This window comes from Flavihumibacter petaseus NBRC 106054 (genome assembly GCF_000974785.1).
In the GTDB taxonomy this organism is placed as follows: Bacteria; Bacteroidota; Bacteroidia; order Chitinophagales; family Chitinophagaceae; genus Flavihumibacter; species Flavihumibacter petaseus.
Genome location: NZ_BBWV01000001.1, coordinates 1606027 through 1623563 on the forward strand (window position 1 = coordinate 1606027; position 17537 = coordinate 1623563).

Sequence of the window (17537 nt, forward strand, 5' to 3'; positions counted from 1 at the left end):
CATGAGTTTCGTAAATAATAAATCAATCGTAATCGGGCTGGCGACATCTTGCGCAGTATTGCTCTCCGCCTGCCAGAAAGATAATTTCCTGGACGTCGACAACCTGAGCTCGGTGAGTTCCGCAACTGCATTTGCCACGCCCAATGCAGCTGACCTAGTGTTGAATGATGTCTACTACCAGCTCCCCGATCAATTCAACAGTGTGTTTGATCCTTTCGACAACTGGTCAGACAACTCGATGACCGGCTTCAGCTGGACCATCACCGCCAACGCGGCAAGAACCAAATCCAATATCAATTCCAACAGCGAGTTCTCCTACAACTGGGGCGGCGGTACGCAGAAAGCAACTTCCTGGCTGAACTGGAGCTACCTGTATGCTGCCATCCGCAAATGCAACGTGTTCATCGAGGGACTGGAAGGCTCCAGCCTGGAGGAAGCATACAAAAACACGCGGATGGGCGAAGCCAAAGTGTTGCGCGCCTATTTCTATCACCTCATCTGGATGATGTATGGCGGCGGTCCGATCATAACGGCGCCGGATAACCGCAGCCAGGATGGCGATGCCATTTACCACCAGCGCGCGTCCTTCGACGACAACTATACCTTCCTGGAGAATGAGCTGACGGAAGCGGCGTCGCTGCTGGCGGACAATGCCGGCAACAATGGCGGCGGAAGGATTACCAAAGGCGCGGCGCTTACCCTGAAGGGATGGGTGGAATTGTTTTATGCGAGCCCGTTGTACAACAAAACCAATGATGCGGGCCGGTGGGCAAAGGCAGCCGCCACGAACAAGGAAGTGATGGAACTCGGCTACACGCTCCACCAGAAATATGATGAGCTTTTCATGAGCACGGGTAATGGCAACAATGAAGGAGTTTTCTACCGGCAATACCTGGGACTGAAAGAAGGCAGCACCATTGCGGGCTACCAGGGGCCGATGTATGTAGGCAACCAGTGGCTGAGCTGGGGTGGTTCAACACCTACGCAGGAACTGGTGGATGACTACCCGATGGCGAATGGCCTGGCGATTAGCGATCCGGGTTCGGGATACGATCCGCAGAACCCCTATGCCAACCGCGATTCCCGCTTCAGGCAATCGGTACTGTTCAACGGCAACACGTTCAACGGCCAACCCTATATCTCTGCCGTAGGATCCGGGTTCAACGAGATCGACCTGGCCGATGCCACTGACCAGACCAATACCGGTTATGCCATGAAGAAAGGCATCGATACCACGGTGAATGTTTTCCAGTGGGGTGCCAGCAGCCAGACCTATTATTATTTCCGGTATGCGGAAGTATTGCTCAACTATGCGGAAGCGCAAAATGAATCCGCGGGCCCCGACGCCTCGGTGTACGAAGCGCTGGACCAGCTCAGGAGCCGGGCAGGCACGCCGACCTTCTCACAGGTATACCCCGGCGCTTCACAAGCCACGATGCGGGAACTGATCCGCAAGGAAAGAAGGATCGAGCTGGCTTTTGAAGGCAAGCGGTATTTTGACCTGCTGCGCTGGAAAACTGCGGAAGACAACCTGAACCATGTGATGCACGGCATGAAGGTTACACCCAAAGCAGGTGGTGGGTACACCTATGAAAGAGTCAATGCCATTCCGCCCGGTTCACCTCAGTGGTCCTTCGATCCGGAAAAGAATTACCTGTTACCGATTCCGCTCTCCATCATGGGGCAGAACCCGGAATTAACACAGAATCCAAACTATTAAAAAAAGACACTTGGCTGCAGCAGGGAGAACCATCGGCGGTTAATTGGTAAAGCGATCGTAATGACAAGCAATCTATTACCATTGGCCGGTTCCACCCTGTGCAGTCATTTTTTACAGCAATCAATCGGCCCTCCATATCCATGGAGGGCATTATTTACACCTAAACACAAAATACAGCATGCGTGCCCTCATTTTGTTCTTATTGACCGTAATGCCTGCAATGGCCTTGGTAGCGCAGACTCCGAAAGGCTATAACCTCGTATGGAGCGATGAATTCAACCGGGACGGCAAACCGGATCCGGCCAACTGGAGTTTCGAAAACGGTTTCGTGCGCAACGGGGAAGATCAATGGTACCAGCCGGAAAATGCCAGGTGTAAAGACGGAATGCTGGTGATCGAAGCCAGGCGCGAGACCAGGCCCAACCCGCGCTATGTGGAAGGCAGCAGTGACTGGCGCACCAACAGGAAAGACATCAGGTACACGTCCTCGTGTTTGCATACCCGGGGGAAACAGCAATGGAAATTCGGGCGGTACGAGATGCGGGCGAAGATCGATGTGAGCAAAGGCATGTGGCCGGCGTGGTGGATGCTCGGCGTGTCAAAGCCCTGGCCTTCCAATGGCGAAATTGACATCATGGAATATTACCGCGACAGCCTGCTGGCGAATATTGCCATTGGCACCGAAACATCCAATAAGGCCCATTGGTTTTCCCGGAAAGTTCCCGTTGACAGCGTTTGGGCTGCACAGTTTCATACCTGGCGGATGGACTGGGATGCATCGGAAGTCGCCCTCTATGTGGATGACGAACCCCTGCTTCGCGTGCCCACAGATTCCCTGGCAAACAAAGATGGCAGCGGCTTTAACCCGTTGTTGCAACCACAGTATATGCTGCTGGATTTTGCCATCGGCGGACAAAACGGCGGCGATCCGTCAGCTACTACCCTTCCGCGTTATTTTATAGTGGACTATGTGCGGGTGTATCAACGCAAAAAAACAAATTGATGAAGAGACAGCTCTACCTTGCGGTAACAATAGTACTCTCCATGCTTCGGTTGAACGCGCAGCAAAAGGATTTTAGTCCGGGCGAAATCTGGTACGACACCAAACAACAACCCATCAATGCCCATGGTGGCGGACTACTGCGTCACCAGGGAAAGTATTACTGGTTCGGAGAAATCAAAAAAGGAAAAACCTGGAAAGTGCCTGGTTCCAACTGGGAAAACTACCGGGTGGTTGCCGGTGGTGTTGCCTGTTATTCCTCTACCGACCTGGTGAACTGGACCTATGAAGGTGTTGCCCTGCCCGCGGACACCAACAATACAAAAAGTGAATTGCATATCAGCAATGTGATCGAAAGGCCAAAGGTGATCTACCATGCGGCCACAAAGAAATTTGTGATGTGGTTTCACCTCGATTCGCCTGATTATTCGCTGGCAAGATCAGCGGTGGCGGTCAGTGATCATGTCGCTGGTCCGTACACCTATATTGGCAGTGTGCGGCCAAACGGCAATATGGCTAGAGACATGACTGTATTCGTGGACGACGACAAAAAAGCCTACCATTTTTATTCCTCCGAAGAAAATGCCACGATGCATATTGCCCTGCTGAGCGATGACTACCAGTCGCATACGGCAACAGACAAACGGATATTGATCGGCCAGTCCAGGGAAGCACCAGCAGTGTTTAAATACAATAAGAAATATTATCTCCTGACCTCCGGTTGTACGGGATGGTCGCCGAATGCTGCTTCCTGGGCAGTAGCGGATTCCATCCTGGGCGAATGGAAACCTGTATCGAATCCCTGCACCGGCGCGGATGCGGAAAAGACTTTTTTTGCGCAGAGTACATTCGTGCTTCCGGTTGATCCGGAAAAAGGGAAATACATTTTTATGGCGGACCGCTGGAATAAACTCAACCTCGAAGACTCGCGGTATATCTGGTTGCCGTTGCAGATGAATGCACAGGGAGTGCCGGAAATTGCCTGGCAGAAAACCTGGAATCTTTCGCAGTTCAGGAAACGCTGAATTCCTGTTTCCCCCCGTAAATTATATGGATTAGCCCCCGGACTTTCATTTTGGGACAAGTTAAATTTCAAGGTTCTCGAATCGCATTTTCTAACGATTAAAAACTTGTCAAAAAATGAAAGTAACATCACTAACGATGCTAACCTGCATTGCATGGATGGCAATCACCGGATGCCGCCGGGAAAATTTGTCCGACGCTGGAGCAGGCGCTGCACCAACGCAACAATCCCTTCAGCGGGATGATGCACCAGTTAAGATCGCCAGCCTGTACGCGCCTTCCGGGTATGTAAAGGTGTGGGAAGACCAGTTCAACACGGCGACCATCGATGCCTCCAAATGGGTAGCCGCGAGTCTGCGGGATCCCGTTTCAGGAGACCTGGTACCGGGCGCTGCAGGCGACCACCTCCTGAACACGGAATACGCGGGCTACATTACACCCGAAGACACCTATATCGAAAACGGTTCACTGGTGCTGAGAAACCAGAAGCGGTCGTATAGCGGGAGCAGTCCAGCGGGCAGTTTCAACTATACCAGCGGCTGGGTGATGTCGATGCACCGGGGTTTTTTCAACAAGGGCTATATCGAAATCAAGGCGAAATTTCCTTCCGGCGATAAGGTCTGGCCGGCAGCCTGGCTGATTGCAGAAGACCTGACCTGGGGCCCGGAGTGGGATATGTTTGAATACTTTGGGTACAGGAGTGATGTGGGGTACGACAACATGGGGATGCACCTGGCTTATGGCGAATGGCCGGATGTGTCGTGGAGTTCCGCCTGGATCAAGCCTTTTGACGGCACCTATGATTGCGAAGCCTGGCATGTGTATGGATTTGAATGGACGGATACATTTGCCGCCTGGTATATCGATGGCGTCCAGGTAAGAAAACTCAACAAGGGGAATGCGAAGGGCTCCAAGATTTATAAGAAATGGCCCAATGAGAATATGTACATCGTGCTGAACAACGGACAAAGAAGTTCCTCTCCTGATGCCACTACAACGTGGCCGAACTACCTGACGGTAGACTATATTGAAGTCTACCAGAAACCCTGATGGTTAATCCCCTGGCTTGCCGGGGGATTATTTTTACCACAGTTCCTGCATTTACGACAGGAAGGTTTTATTGCAGGACCGGGCAGAACCGGTAAATTGTTTCCATTAAACCTTCCCTCCTATGTCAGTAAGAGTAACCGTTCTTATTGTTTTCCTGACGTTGTTGCAAACATCAGTCAAGGCTCAGATAACCCGGTCCAACTGGATGGTTGGCGGAAATATCAGCTACGTCAACCGAAACACGACTTACGCTTCCATTCAATCTCATCACAAGGACTCCCGCTTTGATCTGAATCCTAAAGCCGGTTATTTTTTTATTGACAAGCTGGCGACAGGCTTAACGCTCAACTATGGGAGGCTTAAGGATACGTATGAATCCAATACCGTAAAATACTGGAACATTGGAATAGGTCCGTTTGTGCGCTATTATTTCCTGGGTCCTGACCATTTTATCAATATTCTTGCGGAAGGCAGTGTAGCATTAGTTCGATCAAAGGCAAACAATGACCAGGATGTTTTACGGGGTACATCGTATTCCCTGTTTGCCGGCCCTGTCCTTTTTGTAAACTCATCGGTTGGCATCGAATTTCTTGCGGGTTATGTTGGCGATAAGTTTCAGGATGGTGGGCAAGAGAACAATGGTTTCAAATGCTCAATAGGGGTTCAGGTTCATTTGGAAAGAGACAAATAGCAAATGGTATTTTTAGAGCAGCCTCGAATCCCAGAAATAATTTTCCGTCCTCACCAGCCGCACGTTATCTATGAATGCCGGATGCTCTGTATTGATGAGATAGTTGTACTCCTGCGGTACAATGGCAGAAGGGATCTTCAAACACAGGGAACGTTGTTGGCTATACCAGTCAGATCCAATTTTCTGCAAGGCAGAATACGCTGCCATAGTTCGCCAGTGATAGGGCAGCTCGTCTTTCCTGATTTGCTGAACCAGGTGATCATCGTCCGCAATTGAAATGACCAATACTTTGTAACGGACTGTTGGCAGGATGGCACCTTTATGTACGACCAGTTCAAGCGACGATAAGGAACGGGAAGCGCCGGTATAAATAACCAGTTGCCCCGCACGGTTCCAGCGATTCGCACTGCCAGACGAGGAAAGTGTTTCTGAATATTCTTCTTTAACAATTCTGAACACCTCCATGCCTAAACGTTATCGCCATATTCCATAGCAGTGAGCCGGTGATCTATAAATTTGATTCCGGTGATCGTGTTCATGAACGTCATGGGAATTCTATGATCGAAGTAAAAATTCTCCCGGTTCAACCATTCATCAAAGGCTTTGGTGCTTCCAAAAACAGCCTTGCCGTGCTTCATCAGCGAGAGCAGCAACACCACATGTTCCTTGACATTCGCTTTAAATGCACTGTTGGGTTTCTTGTATTCCCTGAAGGTTTTGACACTGACATTCAGCCAGTCAGAAATGACATTGTCTGTGAATTCAGTATTTTTTTTGATGGCCGCCACATATTGCCAGTTGACATCGGAGTCATTCAGGATGTTCAGGATCTCGCCATCATCAATACTTGCCGGAATATTATCCAGTAAGTCATATTCCTTTTTCTTTTTAGTGGTGGCCATAGGCTTGTTTTACCCTATCAAAGCTAGGTAATAATTGCCGTCACCAACAGGTAATTCTTCCTTTTATCTGTCTTAAATGTTTATATATGCTTGAAAACCAATACTGCTTATCTTGTGCTCCCATTTACGCACTCACGTTCCCCCATGATCAAAAAATACCCCCTGCTGGCCCTTTCCGCAATCGTGTTTCCCTTTTTATTTTGTTCTGCGCAAACTGCCGGCAGCATCGACACACTGCTCACCCCCGAGATCGGCGGTATAAAACAAGCCATCGAAATCAAAACGGATGACGCACGCAAACCGGTACTGCTATTTCTTTCCGGAGGCCCCGGAAGTTCCATGATGAACAATGCAGGCGCGTTTACTAACCTGTTGAAAAGCAGGTTCACCCTTGTTCAATGGGACCAGCGCGATGCGGGAAAGACCCTGAAACTGAATCCCTCGCCCACACAGCCTTCAGTAAAACAGATGGAAAACGACACTTACCAGGTGATCCGTTTCCTTCAACAAGAGCTGCACCAGGAAAAGATCTACCTGCTGGGCAGCTCCTGGGGAAATGTTTTAGGATTCTCTATCGTTCAACAACACCCGGAAGTATTGCATGCCTATTTTGCAGTAAATCCCGTGGTCAGTCAATTGGCGAGTGAAACAGCGCTGCTCAGCACCCTGAAAGATTATTTTAAGGAAAACAAGGAGGCCAGCAGTGAGCTGGCAGCGGTGAATATTCCCTTTTCAAATGACATGGACCTGTTCTACCTGAGAAAATGGCTTTTTTATAAAGAGGGAAACAAGAAAGCAGCCAGTGAGGAGTTTAAAAAGTTCTTCCTGCAGTGGTCAAAAACATGGTCGCCGGTATGGAACGAGGTGATGCATATCGATCTGCCTCAAACCCTGAAACAAGTGGATTGCCCGGTCTATTTTTTCGTGGGGAAAAATGATATTCAAACATCGACCCCGATCACCCAAGCCTATTACCAGCTTTTGAAAGCCCCAAAGAAAGACCTGTTTCTCTTTGAAAATTCCGGCCACCAGATCCACAAGGATGAGCCGGAGAAATTTCAGCAAACCATCCTCAGCATCGTGAAATAACTATTGTTTCCTGTTTCCCAGGATCCTGAAACCTGCCCTGAGCGAAAACATATTGAATTGTTCACCGTAAATCAGGTCATCGGCGGTGATCAGGCGGTAGCATAGGGATAATCCCACCCAGTTGAGTTGTACACCCGGTTCAATACCCACAAACCCGGTTGCCGAAGTGTAATTCCCTTCTTTGGTGACGCCGATACCCGCTTTGAACTCGATGAAGAAAGGATTCAGGGTTTTCCTGAAGCCAAACGAGCCGAGAAAAAATTTATACGTATAGCGCTCATCACCGTACAATTCACTTAAGCGGTCATAGTCGATTCCGCCAACAAGCGCGTTGTCTTTTTTCCCGATAGGCCACAACCCTTTTACAAAGGCGCCATACGCCCAGTTCGGATCTCCCTCATACAGGGCAATGGTTCCTGCAGCGCCCGCATCCAGTTTAAAGGACCTGGACTGCTGGCCGAACGCAGTGTTTGCCATGGCAATGACCAGGCACAAGGCTGTCAGAATGGTGTTGCGAAGTAGCATTGGAATGGGGTTTAGCGGTGAGGGTTGATAGCGCTAGATTACAAAACACCCCGGCTGCTGTCAAGGGGGAAATTCCCCGTTTCAGAAGGGGTTAAAAACATGGGCGGCATGGTTGACAAATACTAAATAATATGTACTTTTGTCAACCACCCGCTTCACCTTAATGATGAATTCTATGAACGCATTTGCTGAAAGACTCAAATCTGCCCGTAAAATGAAGGGATGGTCACTGCAGGAATTGGCAGATAATATTCCTGTTTCTATCTCCAAACAGGCTTTACACAAGTATGAATCGGGATTGATGCATCCTACTGGTGAAGTATTAATTGCATTATCGAAGGCTTTGGGTTTAAGGCCGGACTATTTTTTGCGCAAGTCCATTGAATTGGGGCCCATTGCGTTCCGAAAAAAAGCAAGGCTCGGCAGTAAAGAGATAGACAGCATAAAAGAAAAAGTAAAAGAGTTCCTGGAAAGATATCTTGAAGTGGAACAGCTGTTAAACATTCAGGTCAGATTTAAAAACCCGATCGGGAATATTCAGATCGCTGATGAGTCAGAAGTGGATCATGCCGTATTGAAACTTATTTCAAAATGGAACCTGGGTCATGACCCGATACCGAATGTAATTGAAATGCTGGAGGAAAATGGTGTGCGGGTTATCGCAATTGATGCGCCAGAATCCTTTGATGGATTAAGCACATTTGTAAATGATATACCAGTTGTTGTTATCAGCAATCAGTTTACCGTAGAGAGAAAACGATTCACCGCGTTACATGAATTAGGGCATCTTGTTTTGAATATGGATGCTGAAATCGACCAGGAGAGAATTTGTAACCTGTTTGCGGGTGCAATGCTGTTGCCGGATAATGTATTGGAAAGGCACCTGGGTGAAAAGAGGAACAATATCGCCATTGGTGAATTGGTAAGCATTAAGGAAGAGTTTGGTATTTCTGTTCAGGCGGCCATGATGCGGGCACAATTCAAGGGGATCATTGACAAGAGCGGCGTTGATCGTTTTTGGAAGACCATAGCCTCTAATAAAAAAGAAGAAGGCCTGGGCAGTTTTGCCGGAAGTGAAAAAAGTTATCGTTTTGAACATCTTGTTTTCAGGTTAGCCGCAGAGGAAGTTGTCAGCATGAGTAAGGCTGCTGCCCTCGCTGGTATGAAACTCTCGGATTTCCGGGAAAAGCTTGAAGCTGCCTGATGCGATATCCCATATCCCATGAAAAGAGTTGCCATCCAGGATGCGAACATTTTGATTGATCTCATTAAGATCGACCTGTTCACGCATTGCATTGAACTGGAGTTCCTGTTTTCCACTACACAACTGGTGTTCGAAACTGAATTGAATGATCACCAGGTGAAATCTTTACGGCGATACATTGAATCGGGTAAGTTCACTATTATAGAGATTTCGGAAGTTGAACTATTAGAAATTCAATTGATGGGTGAAGAAGATGGCCGTTTGTCTTTGCAGGATTGGTCAACATTATACTACTCGCAAAAAACTGGAGCCCTATTATTGTCGGGCGATAGAGTCCTCAGAAAAGTATCAGAAGCTAAGGGAATAGAAGTTTGCGGGGTACTTTGGATTTTTGATCAACTCGTCGGTTATGCTGTAATATCGTCAGCCGATGCACATCGCTACCTGAACGAACTCATGAAACACAACAAAAGGCTACCCGCTGCGGAATGCCAGCGTCGCCTTGATGACTGGAGCAAGTGATTCGTCCTATATTATTTTCTGATTCCTTCAAATTGTTTACATTTAATTTTATTCGCATACGCTGAAACAACTGTTGGCCATTATACTGATTAGTGTGCACGCCTTCAACCTGGCGGGTTATTCCATGCTCTTTGGATACCTCTCCCGCCAATCCACCCAACAGCTCGAACGGGAAATCGACAACCAACACTACAACGACCAGGACCTCGTAGAAATCAAAGTGCCGATCCAGGTTCCCTACCTGAACTCCTGGGGCAGCTATGAACCGATAGAAGGCGAAATCACCATCAACGGCAACCACCACAGCTATGTCAAGCGGAAGATCACCCGCGACACCCTCTTCCTGATGTGTCTGCCCAACCGGAAAAAAGACCAGCTCCACCTCGCCAAAACCGACTATGGCAAGTCCGCCAATGATTTTGACACAGACAAGAAAGAGAACAACACCGCCAAAAAAGAAGTCAACTTCCCCCAATATTCTTCCGGGCACTCGGATGTAGTGCTCTATCCACCTGCACTTTCCGCTCCAGTACACGCAGGTTTTCTGCAGGAAAAAATTCCCGCCAGCTTTACCGGCCAGATCGATCTGCCGCCTGAATTCGTCGCCTGACCCCAGTCCATTTCATCGGCTCAAACAAATCATTAAACCATTATGCTGTCCGGGAACTTTTCCCGGAACGGAGAACAGGCAACTGCCGGTTATCAACAACCGCCGCATGTGCCTTCCCATCTGATATTATAGCAACAACAAACCAGGCAAACTGACCATTATGAAATTTTGTACTACGCTGGTACTGGCCATACTATTATGCGCCAGCACCATGGCCCAAAGCCAACACATCAAAGGCACCATCACGGGCAACAAAAAAGAACCGCTCGCCCGCGCCAGCATCGTCGTCAAAGGAAAAATGAACGGCACCATCACCGACGAGAAAGGCAATTTCACCCTCGACGCTTCCAAACTCAAACTACCGCTGACCCTTATCGTTTCCAGCGCCGGCCTCGCCGACCAGGAAATCACGGTAACCGACCTCTCCACCCCCATCACTGTACAACTCGAACAGAAATCCGCCCTCAACGAAGTGGTGGTGGCCGCGTCCCGATCCCGCGAAAACCTGCTGCAATCGCCCGTCAGCATCGAAAAAATGAACTACCAGGCGGTGCGCGAAGTGCCCTCCCTCAGTTTTTACGAAAGCCTGCAATCCCTTAAGGGTATGGAAATGTTTTCCGTGGGCCTCGGCATCAAAACCGTCAACACCCGCGGGTTTAACGGCACGTCCAATGCCCGCTTCCTCCAGCTGATCGATGGCATCGACAACCAGCCACCGGGACTCAATTTCCCGATGGGCAACCTGTTCGGTGTACCCGATATCGATGTGGAAAGCGCCGAGCTGATCCCCGGCGCCGCCAGTGCCCTCTACGGCCCCTCGGCCTTCAATGGCATGCTCAGCATACAGACCAAAGACCCCTTCAAATACCAGGGCTTATCCCTCTACCTGAAAACAGGCATCAACCATGTGAACGATCCCATGGCCGGCGCACAGGCCGTGAACGATATCGCCATGCGTTATGCGAAATCCCTGTTCAAGGACCGCTTCGCGTTCAAGGTGAACTTCGGGTATTTCAACGGGCTCGACTGGTACGCCCACGACTATACGGATATCAGCGCCGCCACGCCACCGGCCAACCGCGGTCCCAAAAACCCCGGCTACGATGGCCTCAACATCTACGGCGATGAGGTTGCGCGTGTGTTGCCCGGCATCGGGCTCGTGGCCCGCACCGGCTACCAGGAAAAAGACCTGATGAACTACAACACTTACAGCGCCAAGGGAAGCGTCTCCCTGCAATATAAATTCGGCAACAACCTACGCCTGATCTACCAGTACAACCGCGCCCAGGCCCTCGCCGCCTTTACCAGCAGCGCAAGGATGAATGTCAACGGGTTCGTGCTGCAGACCCACCGGATCGAACTGCGCCACAACAACTCCTTTATCCGCGCTTACTCTTCCGGCGAGATCTGCGACAATGGCTACAATACCCGTACCCTGGGACAATTCATCAACCGCTACTGGGTGAAAGACCTCGACGGCAATGTAGTGACGCCGGATAAGGCCGACCAGACCTGGTTCACCCGCTATGCAGCGGCCTATAACGGCACCGTGGAAGGCATCACCGCAGCCAATCATGACGCCGCCCGCAGCTTCGCCGACGACGGCAGGATGCAGCCCAACACACCTGCCTTCAACCAGACCAAAGACGCTGTCACCAAACGGTACGGCACCCAGGGCGCCGGCATCTACAGCCACAACAAATTCTATCATGCCGACGGCCAGTATGAATTCACGCAGGTCAAAGCCGTGAACCTCCTGGCAGGCGGCAGCTTCCGGATGTACGACATGAATACCAACGGCACCCTGATCGATGACAAGGACCAGAAGATCACCATCAAGGAATACGGCGCCTTCGTGCAGGCGATGAAACAACTGCTCAACAATAAACTGAAACTGACGGCATCCGTGCGGTACGACAAAAACGAAAACTTCAAGGGAAGTTTCACGCCCCGGTTCAGTGCGGTGTATGAAGTGATGAAGAACCACTATTTCCGGGCTTCCGTGCAGACCGGTTTCCGGAACCCCACGCCCATCGACCAGTACATAAAGCTGAATGCGGGACCGATCACCATCCTGGGTGGTGTGCCCAACAACAGCAAGGGCATGAACGTGTATGAGAACTCTTTCACGGCAGCATCCGTAGGACAATATGCTGCAGGCGTGCAGGCTTCCGTTGCCGGGGGCATGAGCCAGGCAGAAGCCATTGAAGCGAATAAGTCGAAGCTCGTACAATCCCACTACCCGTATATCACACCGGAAAAGCAAAGCGCCTTTGAAGTCGGCTACAAGGCCATGATCGGCAACCGCCTGTATGTGGACGTCAACTATTACTACAGCCGCTACACGAATTTTATCCTGAATGCAGTGGTGGCGCGGCCGAGCCACCCGGTGATGGCAGATGGCGAAGTGAATACCGATGCGGCCGCCGACCTGCTGAACGGCGGCAGCCAGAATTTCCAGCTGTATACCAATGCTTCGGACAAAGCCTCCGGCCAGGGCGCAACACTGGGACTCACCTACAACCTGAACCGCGGCTTTACCGTGGGCGGCAATGTGACCTGGAGCAGCTTTATCCTCGGAGATGCGGATCCCAGCAAGGTGGCGCCCTTCAATACCCCGAAATGGAGCACGAACCTGAATATCGGCAACACCAACCTGTACCGGAATTTCGGTTTCAATGCCAACTGGCACTGGCAGGATGCCTTTGACTGGTACGGACCCTTCAATGGCATGCGTCCCGGCCCGGTAACCGCATATTCTCTGATCGATGTGCAGATCAACAAGAAGCTGCCGCAGCTGAAATCGATGATCAAGATCGGCGCCAGCAACCTGCTGAACAACATGATCACCACCGCGTACGGTTCCCCCACCATCGGCGGGGTATATTATGTGAGCCTCACCATTGATGATCTCTTCAACTGATCGATATGAAAGTTACCAAAATCAACCTGGCGGCCTTATTTGCGATCAGTTTTCTGAGCAGTGCGCTGGGCGGCACCGTCTCCACGCTGATGTCGGTGTACCTCCCAGTAGTGGTCAGGGAACTGCCTGGTGAATCAGGCACCGCCCTGAATACCCTCAGTGCGTACATCAATTCGATCTTCATCTTCGGATGGGCGATCGGGGGATTTGCGTGGGGGATGATCGGCGACCGGATCGGCCGGAAGCGGGCCCTGCTCGCGACCATCAGCACGTATGGGCTGTTTACCATCCTGACTGGACAAATGAATCACTGGACCGGCATCGTTGTATGCCGGTTCATCAGTGGCTTCGGGGTCGGCGGCGTGGCCGTACTGGCCTATACCATGCTCAGTGAAGTGTGGCCCGCAAAGAGCCGGGGCATCGTGATCGGAATCCTGTCGATTGCCTTCCCGGTGGGCATCATTTCCGCGGGACTGATCAACTATTTGGTTTCTTCCTGGCGGGAGGGCTTTATGGTGGGGATCATCCCCATTGCACTGGCCGTGATCGGCTGGTTCACGATCCGGGAATCGGAAGGCTGGCTGGCAGCAGAAGCACGGGAGCAGCGGGGCGGCAACAGTTTCAAAGCCCTGTTTACCGGCGACCACCGGAAAGACCTGGTGGGCAGTGCCGTGATCTATGGCACGATGCTGATCAGTTTGTGGGCGATCTTTTCGTGGCTGCCCACCTGGATCCAGGGCCTGATCACGGGCGCAGATGCGGGGGCCGATGCCCAGAAAGCGCGGGGATTGTCCATGATGTTGCTGGGCATGGGGGGACTGGTCGGCGGGTTTATATCCGGCTGGATCGTGAAGGCCATGGGCGTGCAGCGGTCGATGGTGATCGGGTTCACCACCTGTGCCATTTTATCCTTTGTGCTGTTCAAGAGCAACAGTGTATTCTCACAGCTGATCTACCTGGAGATCGGGGTGTTGTCCATTTTCTTTGGCCTGAATATGGGTATCTTGGCAGGGTATATCCCGCAGTTGTTTCCGACGCCGATCCGTGCCACGGCCACCGGCTTTTCGCTGAATGTGGGCCGGTTGTTCACGGGCATTGCCGTATTGTTTGTGGGCGTGCTGGTGTCGGCGATGGGTGGCTTCGGTAACGCCCTTTTGGTATTTTCGATGATCTTTTTGCTGGGACTCGTGACGGTATTGTTTGTGAAACCAAAATAAAAAATGCGACTATGGCATATATCGATTTGAAGAATGAGGAACCGGGCATCCGCGGGCCGATGGCGTACAGTCCGGAGACCGCGAAGCCCCTGAATGAGCTGGCGGAGATCCTGCTGCACAGCGAGAACAATACTTTGTCGAGGGGCGACAGGGAGCTGATCGGCAGTTATGTGTCTTACCTGAACGACTGTTATTTCTGCCAGCATGTACATGGTGCGATGGCGGGGCATTACCTGGGCTGCAGCATGGAGGCCATTGAGAACATGAAGCAGCATTTCATGGAATCGGAATTGCCCATAAAAATGAAAGCGCTCTTGTCTATCGCTGGCGCTGTTCAAAAAGGCGGGCGCCACGTGCAGGCCAGCCAGATCGAAGTGGCCCGCGCCGCCGGTGCTACCGACAAGGAGATCCACGATACCGTATTGATCGCCGCCGCCTTCTGCATGTTCAACCGCTACGTCGACGGCCTCGGCACCTGGGCCCCGCAGGACCTGCAGGTCTACACCGACCGCGCCCCCATGCGCGCGGAGGCGGGGTATATTGGAAGCGTGAAGCCCGTGGGGGAGTGATGGGTGGTAATAAAAGGAACGAATTAAAACTGACGTATAGTTAGAAGGTGCAACTACTCGAATTATTCGAGTAGTTGCAAACGAAGTTAGGATGCCGTTTATACCAATAAAACAACGGTAGTCGGCCTCTACCATAATAGTGTAAATGGCAACCAGCTTTGTAAGTGTAGATTATCATTTCGGCTTCTGGATTCATGATGCCGATCATGAAGTATTTTGCTGGGCTCTCGTAGAGGTTATAGATAATAATGCAGGACAAAATTTTGATTGGTTAAAAGGGTCGATTCGCGATCATATTTACTATTGCAGCCAGGGCTTTTTTGTAGGCTTTTTGACGATTGGAATGGACGATTTTATTGGCAATGCGGAAGACATACAAAAGTTTGACATTGTCTTAAAGGAAGTTGAAGCATTTTTCAAAAGCAAGGGTGATGTGATTGGTGTCGATGAGCTGAATTCATTCCAGAAAACAGAAAATACCCGTCACTATTGGTTTAGCCCTTTGGAGGTTGTCAAAGCCTTAAAATTGGTTTCCCTTTATCGGGAAGTGATTCACGGTCAAATGAAGACGACTGCAAGAGATCCAGTTGTGATCTTATAACTCAATTGAATAAATTGGTGTGCCTGTCACAGCAATAGGTTATTTGACCAACTATTTCCAAAATGGAAATAGTTACATCTATGGTTCTTTTTCTGGCTAGCCGGAATGTGCCTTGTCGTTTGTGATTATACCCTATTGTTTTTATTTAAGGAGTGGCTTGATTTCCTTTCTGACAATCTTGTCGATTACCCCTCTTTTCGTATTAATATCCCAGGACATTGCTGTGTTTACCACGCCGGTTTCAAATATCAGTTCATCAGTATTGGGATCCAGGAATTGTGCCTTTCCTTTCTTGTCCCCCAGTCCGATACTGACGAAAGCAAATCGGACAACAACCTGCGCTGATGATTTCTCTTTTACCAGGTTCCAGTTTGTACCGTACTCTAATGCACGCGTTGCATGTATGATGGAAGCAGTATCCTGCCCGGAAACAAAAACGTTCACTTTTGGCGTTTTAATCAGTTTGATACACTCCTCTTTCGTCAGGGTGGCTTTCTTATCTGAAAGCGCTGCATTGAAGATGTCACTGGTTCCATTGCTATAACGAATACCAAGAATCTCATTTTTATCAATGGAATAAAGGGGGCCGTCCAGGTTGTCGAACTTTTTATACCTGATTTTTAAATCCTCCACCTCCATGACCTTAGCGAGGACGGTAAGATTGTTTTTCAGTACTATGGTATCCTGGCCAAAGCTCGTCAGAGGAAGGGCGAAGGCAAATAACAATGGAAATAACCTGGATCGTTTCATGAATTGAAAATTTGTCGGACAGAATAACGCCTGTACCTGGTTTGTTATTTTAGAGGGCTATATACGTTTATCGGCTACCGAGGATCCTGCAGCCTGCCCTTAGCGAAAACGTGTTGAATTGCTCACTGAACACCAGGTCATCGGCGGCTATAAAGCGGTCGGCATGGATATACAGTAAAAATGTTAGGTTCTGATAGTTTAGCCAGCTAAACAAGCGCTGACAGTTCTTCCTTCAAATTCCAGGTTGGCCAGTTGGACCAGTGGGTATTGGCCGCAAGTGTCGGCTGATACAGCGCCGGGTCGTTGGCAACGATGGCCTTCGCGATCAACTGCCAGGTTTCATAGGTACTGGGGCGGTTGGCCCATGCCTCCCTGTTTCTCCTGGCAAAGTATGCTTGCTCCAGCAAAGATTCGCGTATGTACTGATCGACAGTCTTTCCCTGCCAATGTGGATACTCTTTAACAAAAGGAAAATGCTCGCGGAACTCGTCTGCATTACAATTATCAATATCGATCAGGAGAAAATCTTTATGATACCATTCGTCCAAAACCAGGAATTTTTCCATATCGTCCGGCAGGTATTGCCGAAGGTCTTTTTCGGTGGCCCGGAACAAGCCGGGATGTTGGTGTGCGGCCAGCCTTGCTGCGTCAATCATCCGGATATTGTTGGGATATCTGCCCCTCAGGGTAATACCGGCACTAAGGTAGTCCTGTTTTTGCCGACTCAGCGCTATTGTAGTATTCCTGACATTCCAGGAGGCTGCTTTAGGTTTCAGGAATTCATCATTGTTCGTTTTGTAATAGGTTTTATCGTCAACTGGATTGAACCCGGACCAGTTAATGGGATTGCCGTTGCCGCCTTTAATTTCCTTAAGGCAGTTTCCAAAATGATATATAGTTGAACTAATATGGTGAGAATCCCATTCATAACCTAACCTTTCGGCAACGATGGCCCATCGATCATTAGTGCCCCGAAAGACCGTCAACCTGCAATCAATAAGGTCATTGTAGATTTGACTTAGTTCGATAAAGGCAAGACACTTACCGTCGTTGGAACAATCGAGTGTGTGGAGAATTTCAGCTTCCGTCATGTCAGGGAAAGGTTTAGAATACTAGTTTACAAAATAGAACCGGAAATTTG

At 49.9% G+C, this 17537-nt stretch carries 18 protein-coding genes; 13 read left to right on the top strand and 5 right to left on the bottom strand.

The features are described 5' to 3' along the window. The first annotated feature begins 1 nt into the window (after position 1). The 5 genes from FPE01S_RS06690 to FPE01S_RS06710 all read left to right on the top strand — a co-directional run bounded on the left by FPE01S_RS06690 (position 2) and on the right by FPE01S_RS06710 (position 5484). Complete coding sequence (locus FPE01S_RS06690) at positions 2-1720, top strand: RagB/SusD family nutrient uptake outer membrane protein (protein WP_046368007.1); 1719 nt, start codon at positions 2-4, stop codon at positions 1718-1720. A gap of 178 nt (positions 1721-1898) precedes the next feature. Next, positions 1899-2723: a glycoside hydrolase family 16 protein gene (locus FPE01S_RS06695; protein ID WP_046368008.1), complete on the top strand. Its 825-nt coding sequence runs from the start codon at positions 1899-1901 to the stop codon at positions 2721-2723. Further along, positions 2723-3745: a glycoside hydrolase family 43 protein gene (locus FPE01S_RS06700; RefSeq protein ID WP_046368009.1), complete on the top strand. Its 1023-nt coding sequence runs from the start codon at positions 2723-2725 to the stop codon at positions 3743-3745. The genes FPE01S_RS06695 and FPE01S_RS06700 overlap by 1 nt, the downstream gene beginning before the upstream one ends. Positions 3746-3860: 115 nt before the next feature. Continuing rightward, positions 3861-4793: a glycoside hydrolase family 16 protein gene (locus FPE01S_RS06705; protein ID WP_083990152.1), complete on the top strand. Its 933-nt coding sequence runs from the start codon at positions 3861-3863 to the stop codon at positions 4791-4793. Positions 4794-4914: 121 nt separating this feature from the next. Beyond that, a complete protein-coding gene (locus FPE01S_RS06710) occupies positions 4915-5484 on the top strand; it encodes a hypothetical protein (protein ID WP_046368011.1) in 570 nt (189 codons plus the stop codon). 12 nt (positions 5485-5496) lie between these two features. On the opposite strand, the gene FPE01S_RS06715 is transcribed toward FPE01S_RS06710, so the two are convergent. Then, entirely contained in the window at positions 5497-5949 is a 453-nt protein-coding gene (locus tag FPE01S_RS06715; RefSeq protein WP_046368012.1) for an RES family NAD+ phosphorylase, read from the bottom strand. 2 nt (positions 5950-5951) lie between these two features. Beyond that, on the bottom strand, positions 5952-6386 hold the full coding sequence (locus FPE01S_RS06720; RefSeq protein WP_046368013.1) for an Xre family toxin-antitoxin system antitoxin: 435 nt from the start codon (positions 6384-6386) through the stop codon (positions 5952-5954). Between the two features lie 144 nt (positions 6387-6530). Between FPE01S_RS06720 and FPE01S_RS06725 the strand changes: the two genes are divergently transcribed. Beyond that, positions 6531-7475 (top strand): alpha/beta fold hydrolase, encoded by a 945-nt coding sequence (locus tag FPE01S_RS06725; protein ID WP_046368014.1) that lies wholly within the window; start codon positions 6531-6533, stop codon positions 7473-7475. Here FPE01S_RS06725 and FPE01S_RS06730 read toward each other — a convergent pair whose 3' ends face one another. After that, positions 7476-8000: a hypothetical protein gene (locus tag FPE01S_RS06730; protein ID WP_157473911.1), complete on the bottom strand. Its 525-nt coding sequence runs from the start codon at positions 7998-8000 to the stop codon at positions 7476-7478. 175 nt (positions 8001-8175) lie between these two features. On the opposite strand from FPE01S_RS06730, the gene FPE01S_RS06735 reads away from it, so the two are divergent. The 7 genes from FPE01S_RS06735 to FPE01S_RS06765 all read left to right on the top strand — a co-directional run bounded on the left by FPE01S_RS06735 (position 8176) and on the right by FPE01S_RS06765 (position 15646). Further along, complete coding sequence (locus FPE01S_RS06735) at positions 8176-9204, top strand: XRE family transcriptional regulator (RefSeq protein WP_169749136.1); 1029 nt, start codon at positions 8176-8178, stop codon at positions 9202-9204. 18 nt (positions 9205-9222) lie between these two features. Next, on the top strand, positions 9223-9726 hold the full coding sequence (locus tag FPE01S_RS24670; protein ID WP_052955559.1) for a PIN domain-containing protein: 504 nt from the start codon (positions 9223-9225) through the stop codon (positions 9724-9726). A gap of 94 nt (positions 9727-9820) precedes the next feature. Then, complete coding sequence (locus FPE01S_RS06745; RefSeq protein ID WP_157473913.1) at positions 9821-10336, top strand: hypothetical protein; 516 nt, start codon at positions 9821-9823, stop codon at positions 10334-10336. 160 nt (positions 10337-10496) lie between these two features. Then, entirely contained in the window at positions 10497-13259 is a 2763-nt protein-coding gene (locus FPE01S_RS06750; protein WP_046368017.1) for a TonB-dependent receptor, read from the top strand. Positions 13260-13264: 5 nt separating this feature from the next. After that, entirely contained in the window at positions 13265-14476 is a 1212-nt protein-coding gene (locus FPE01S_RS06755; protein ID WP_046368018.1) for an MFS transporter, read from the top strand. 11 nt (positions 14477-14487) lie between these two features. Next, positions 14488-15045 (top strand): carboxymuconolactone decarboxylase family protein, encoded by a 558-nt coding sequence (locus tag FPE01S_RS06760; protein WP_046368019.1) that lies wholly within the window; start codon positions 14488-14490, stop codon positions 15043-15045. Positions 15046-15190: 145 nt separating this feature from the next. Further along, on the top strand, positions 15191-15646 hold the full coding sequence (locus FPE01S_RS06765; RefSeq protein ID WP_046368020.1) for a hypothetical protein: 456 nt from the start codon (positions 15191-15193) through the stop codon (positions 15644-15646). Positions 15647-15787: 141 nt separating this feature from the next. Here FPE01S_RS06765 and FPE01S_RS06770 read toward each other — a convergent pair whose 3' ends face one another. After that, the gene (locus FPE01S_RS06770) at positions 15788-16396 is read right to left on the bottom strand and encodes a hypothetical protein (protein WP_046368021.1); all 609 of its coding nucleotides are present in this window, start codon (positions 16394-16396) and stop codon (positions 15788-15790) included. Positions 16397-16602: 206 nt separating this feature from the next. Continuing rightward, positions 16603-17487, bottom strand: a complete 885-nt coding sequence (locus tag FPE01S_RS06775; RefSeq protein WP_046368022.1) for a DUF7003 family protein — start codon at positions 17485-17487, stop codon at positions 16603-16605. Between the last annotated feature and the right edge of the window lie 50 nt (positions 17488-17537).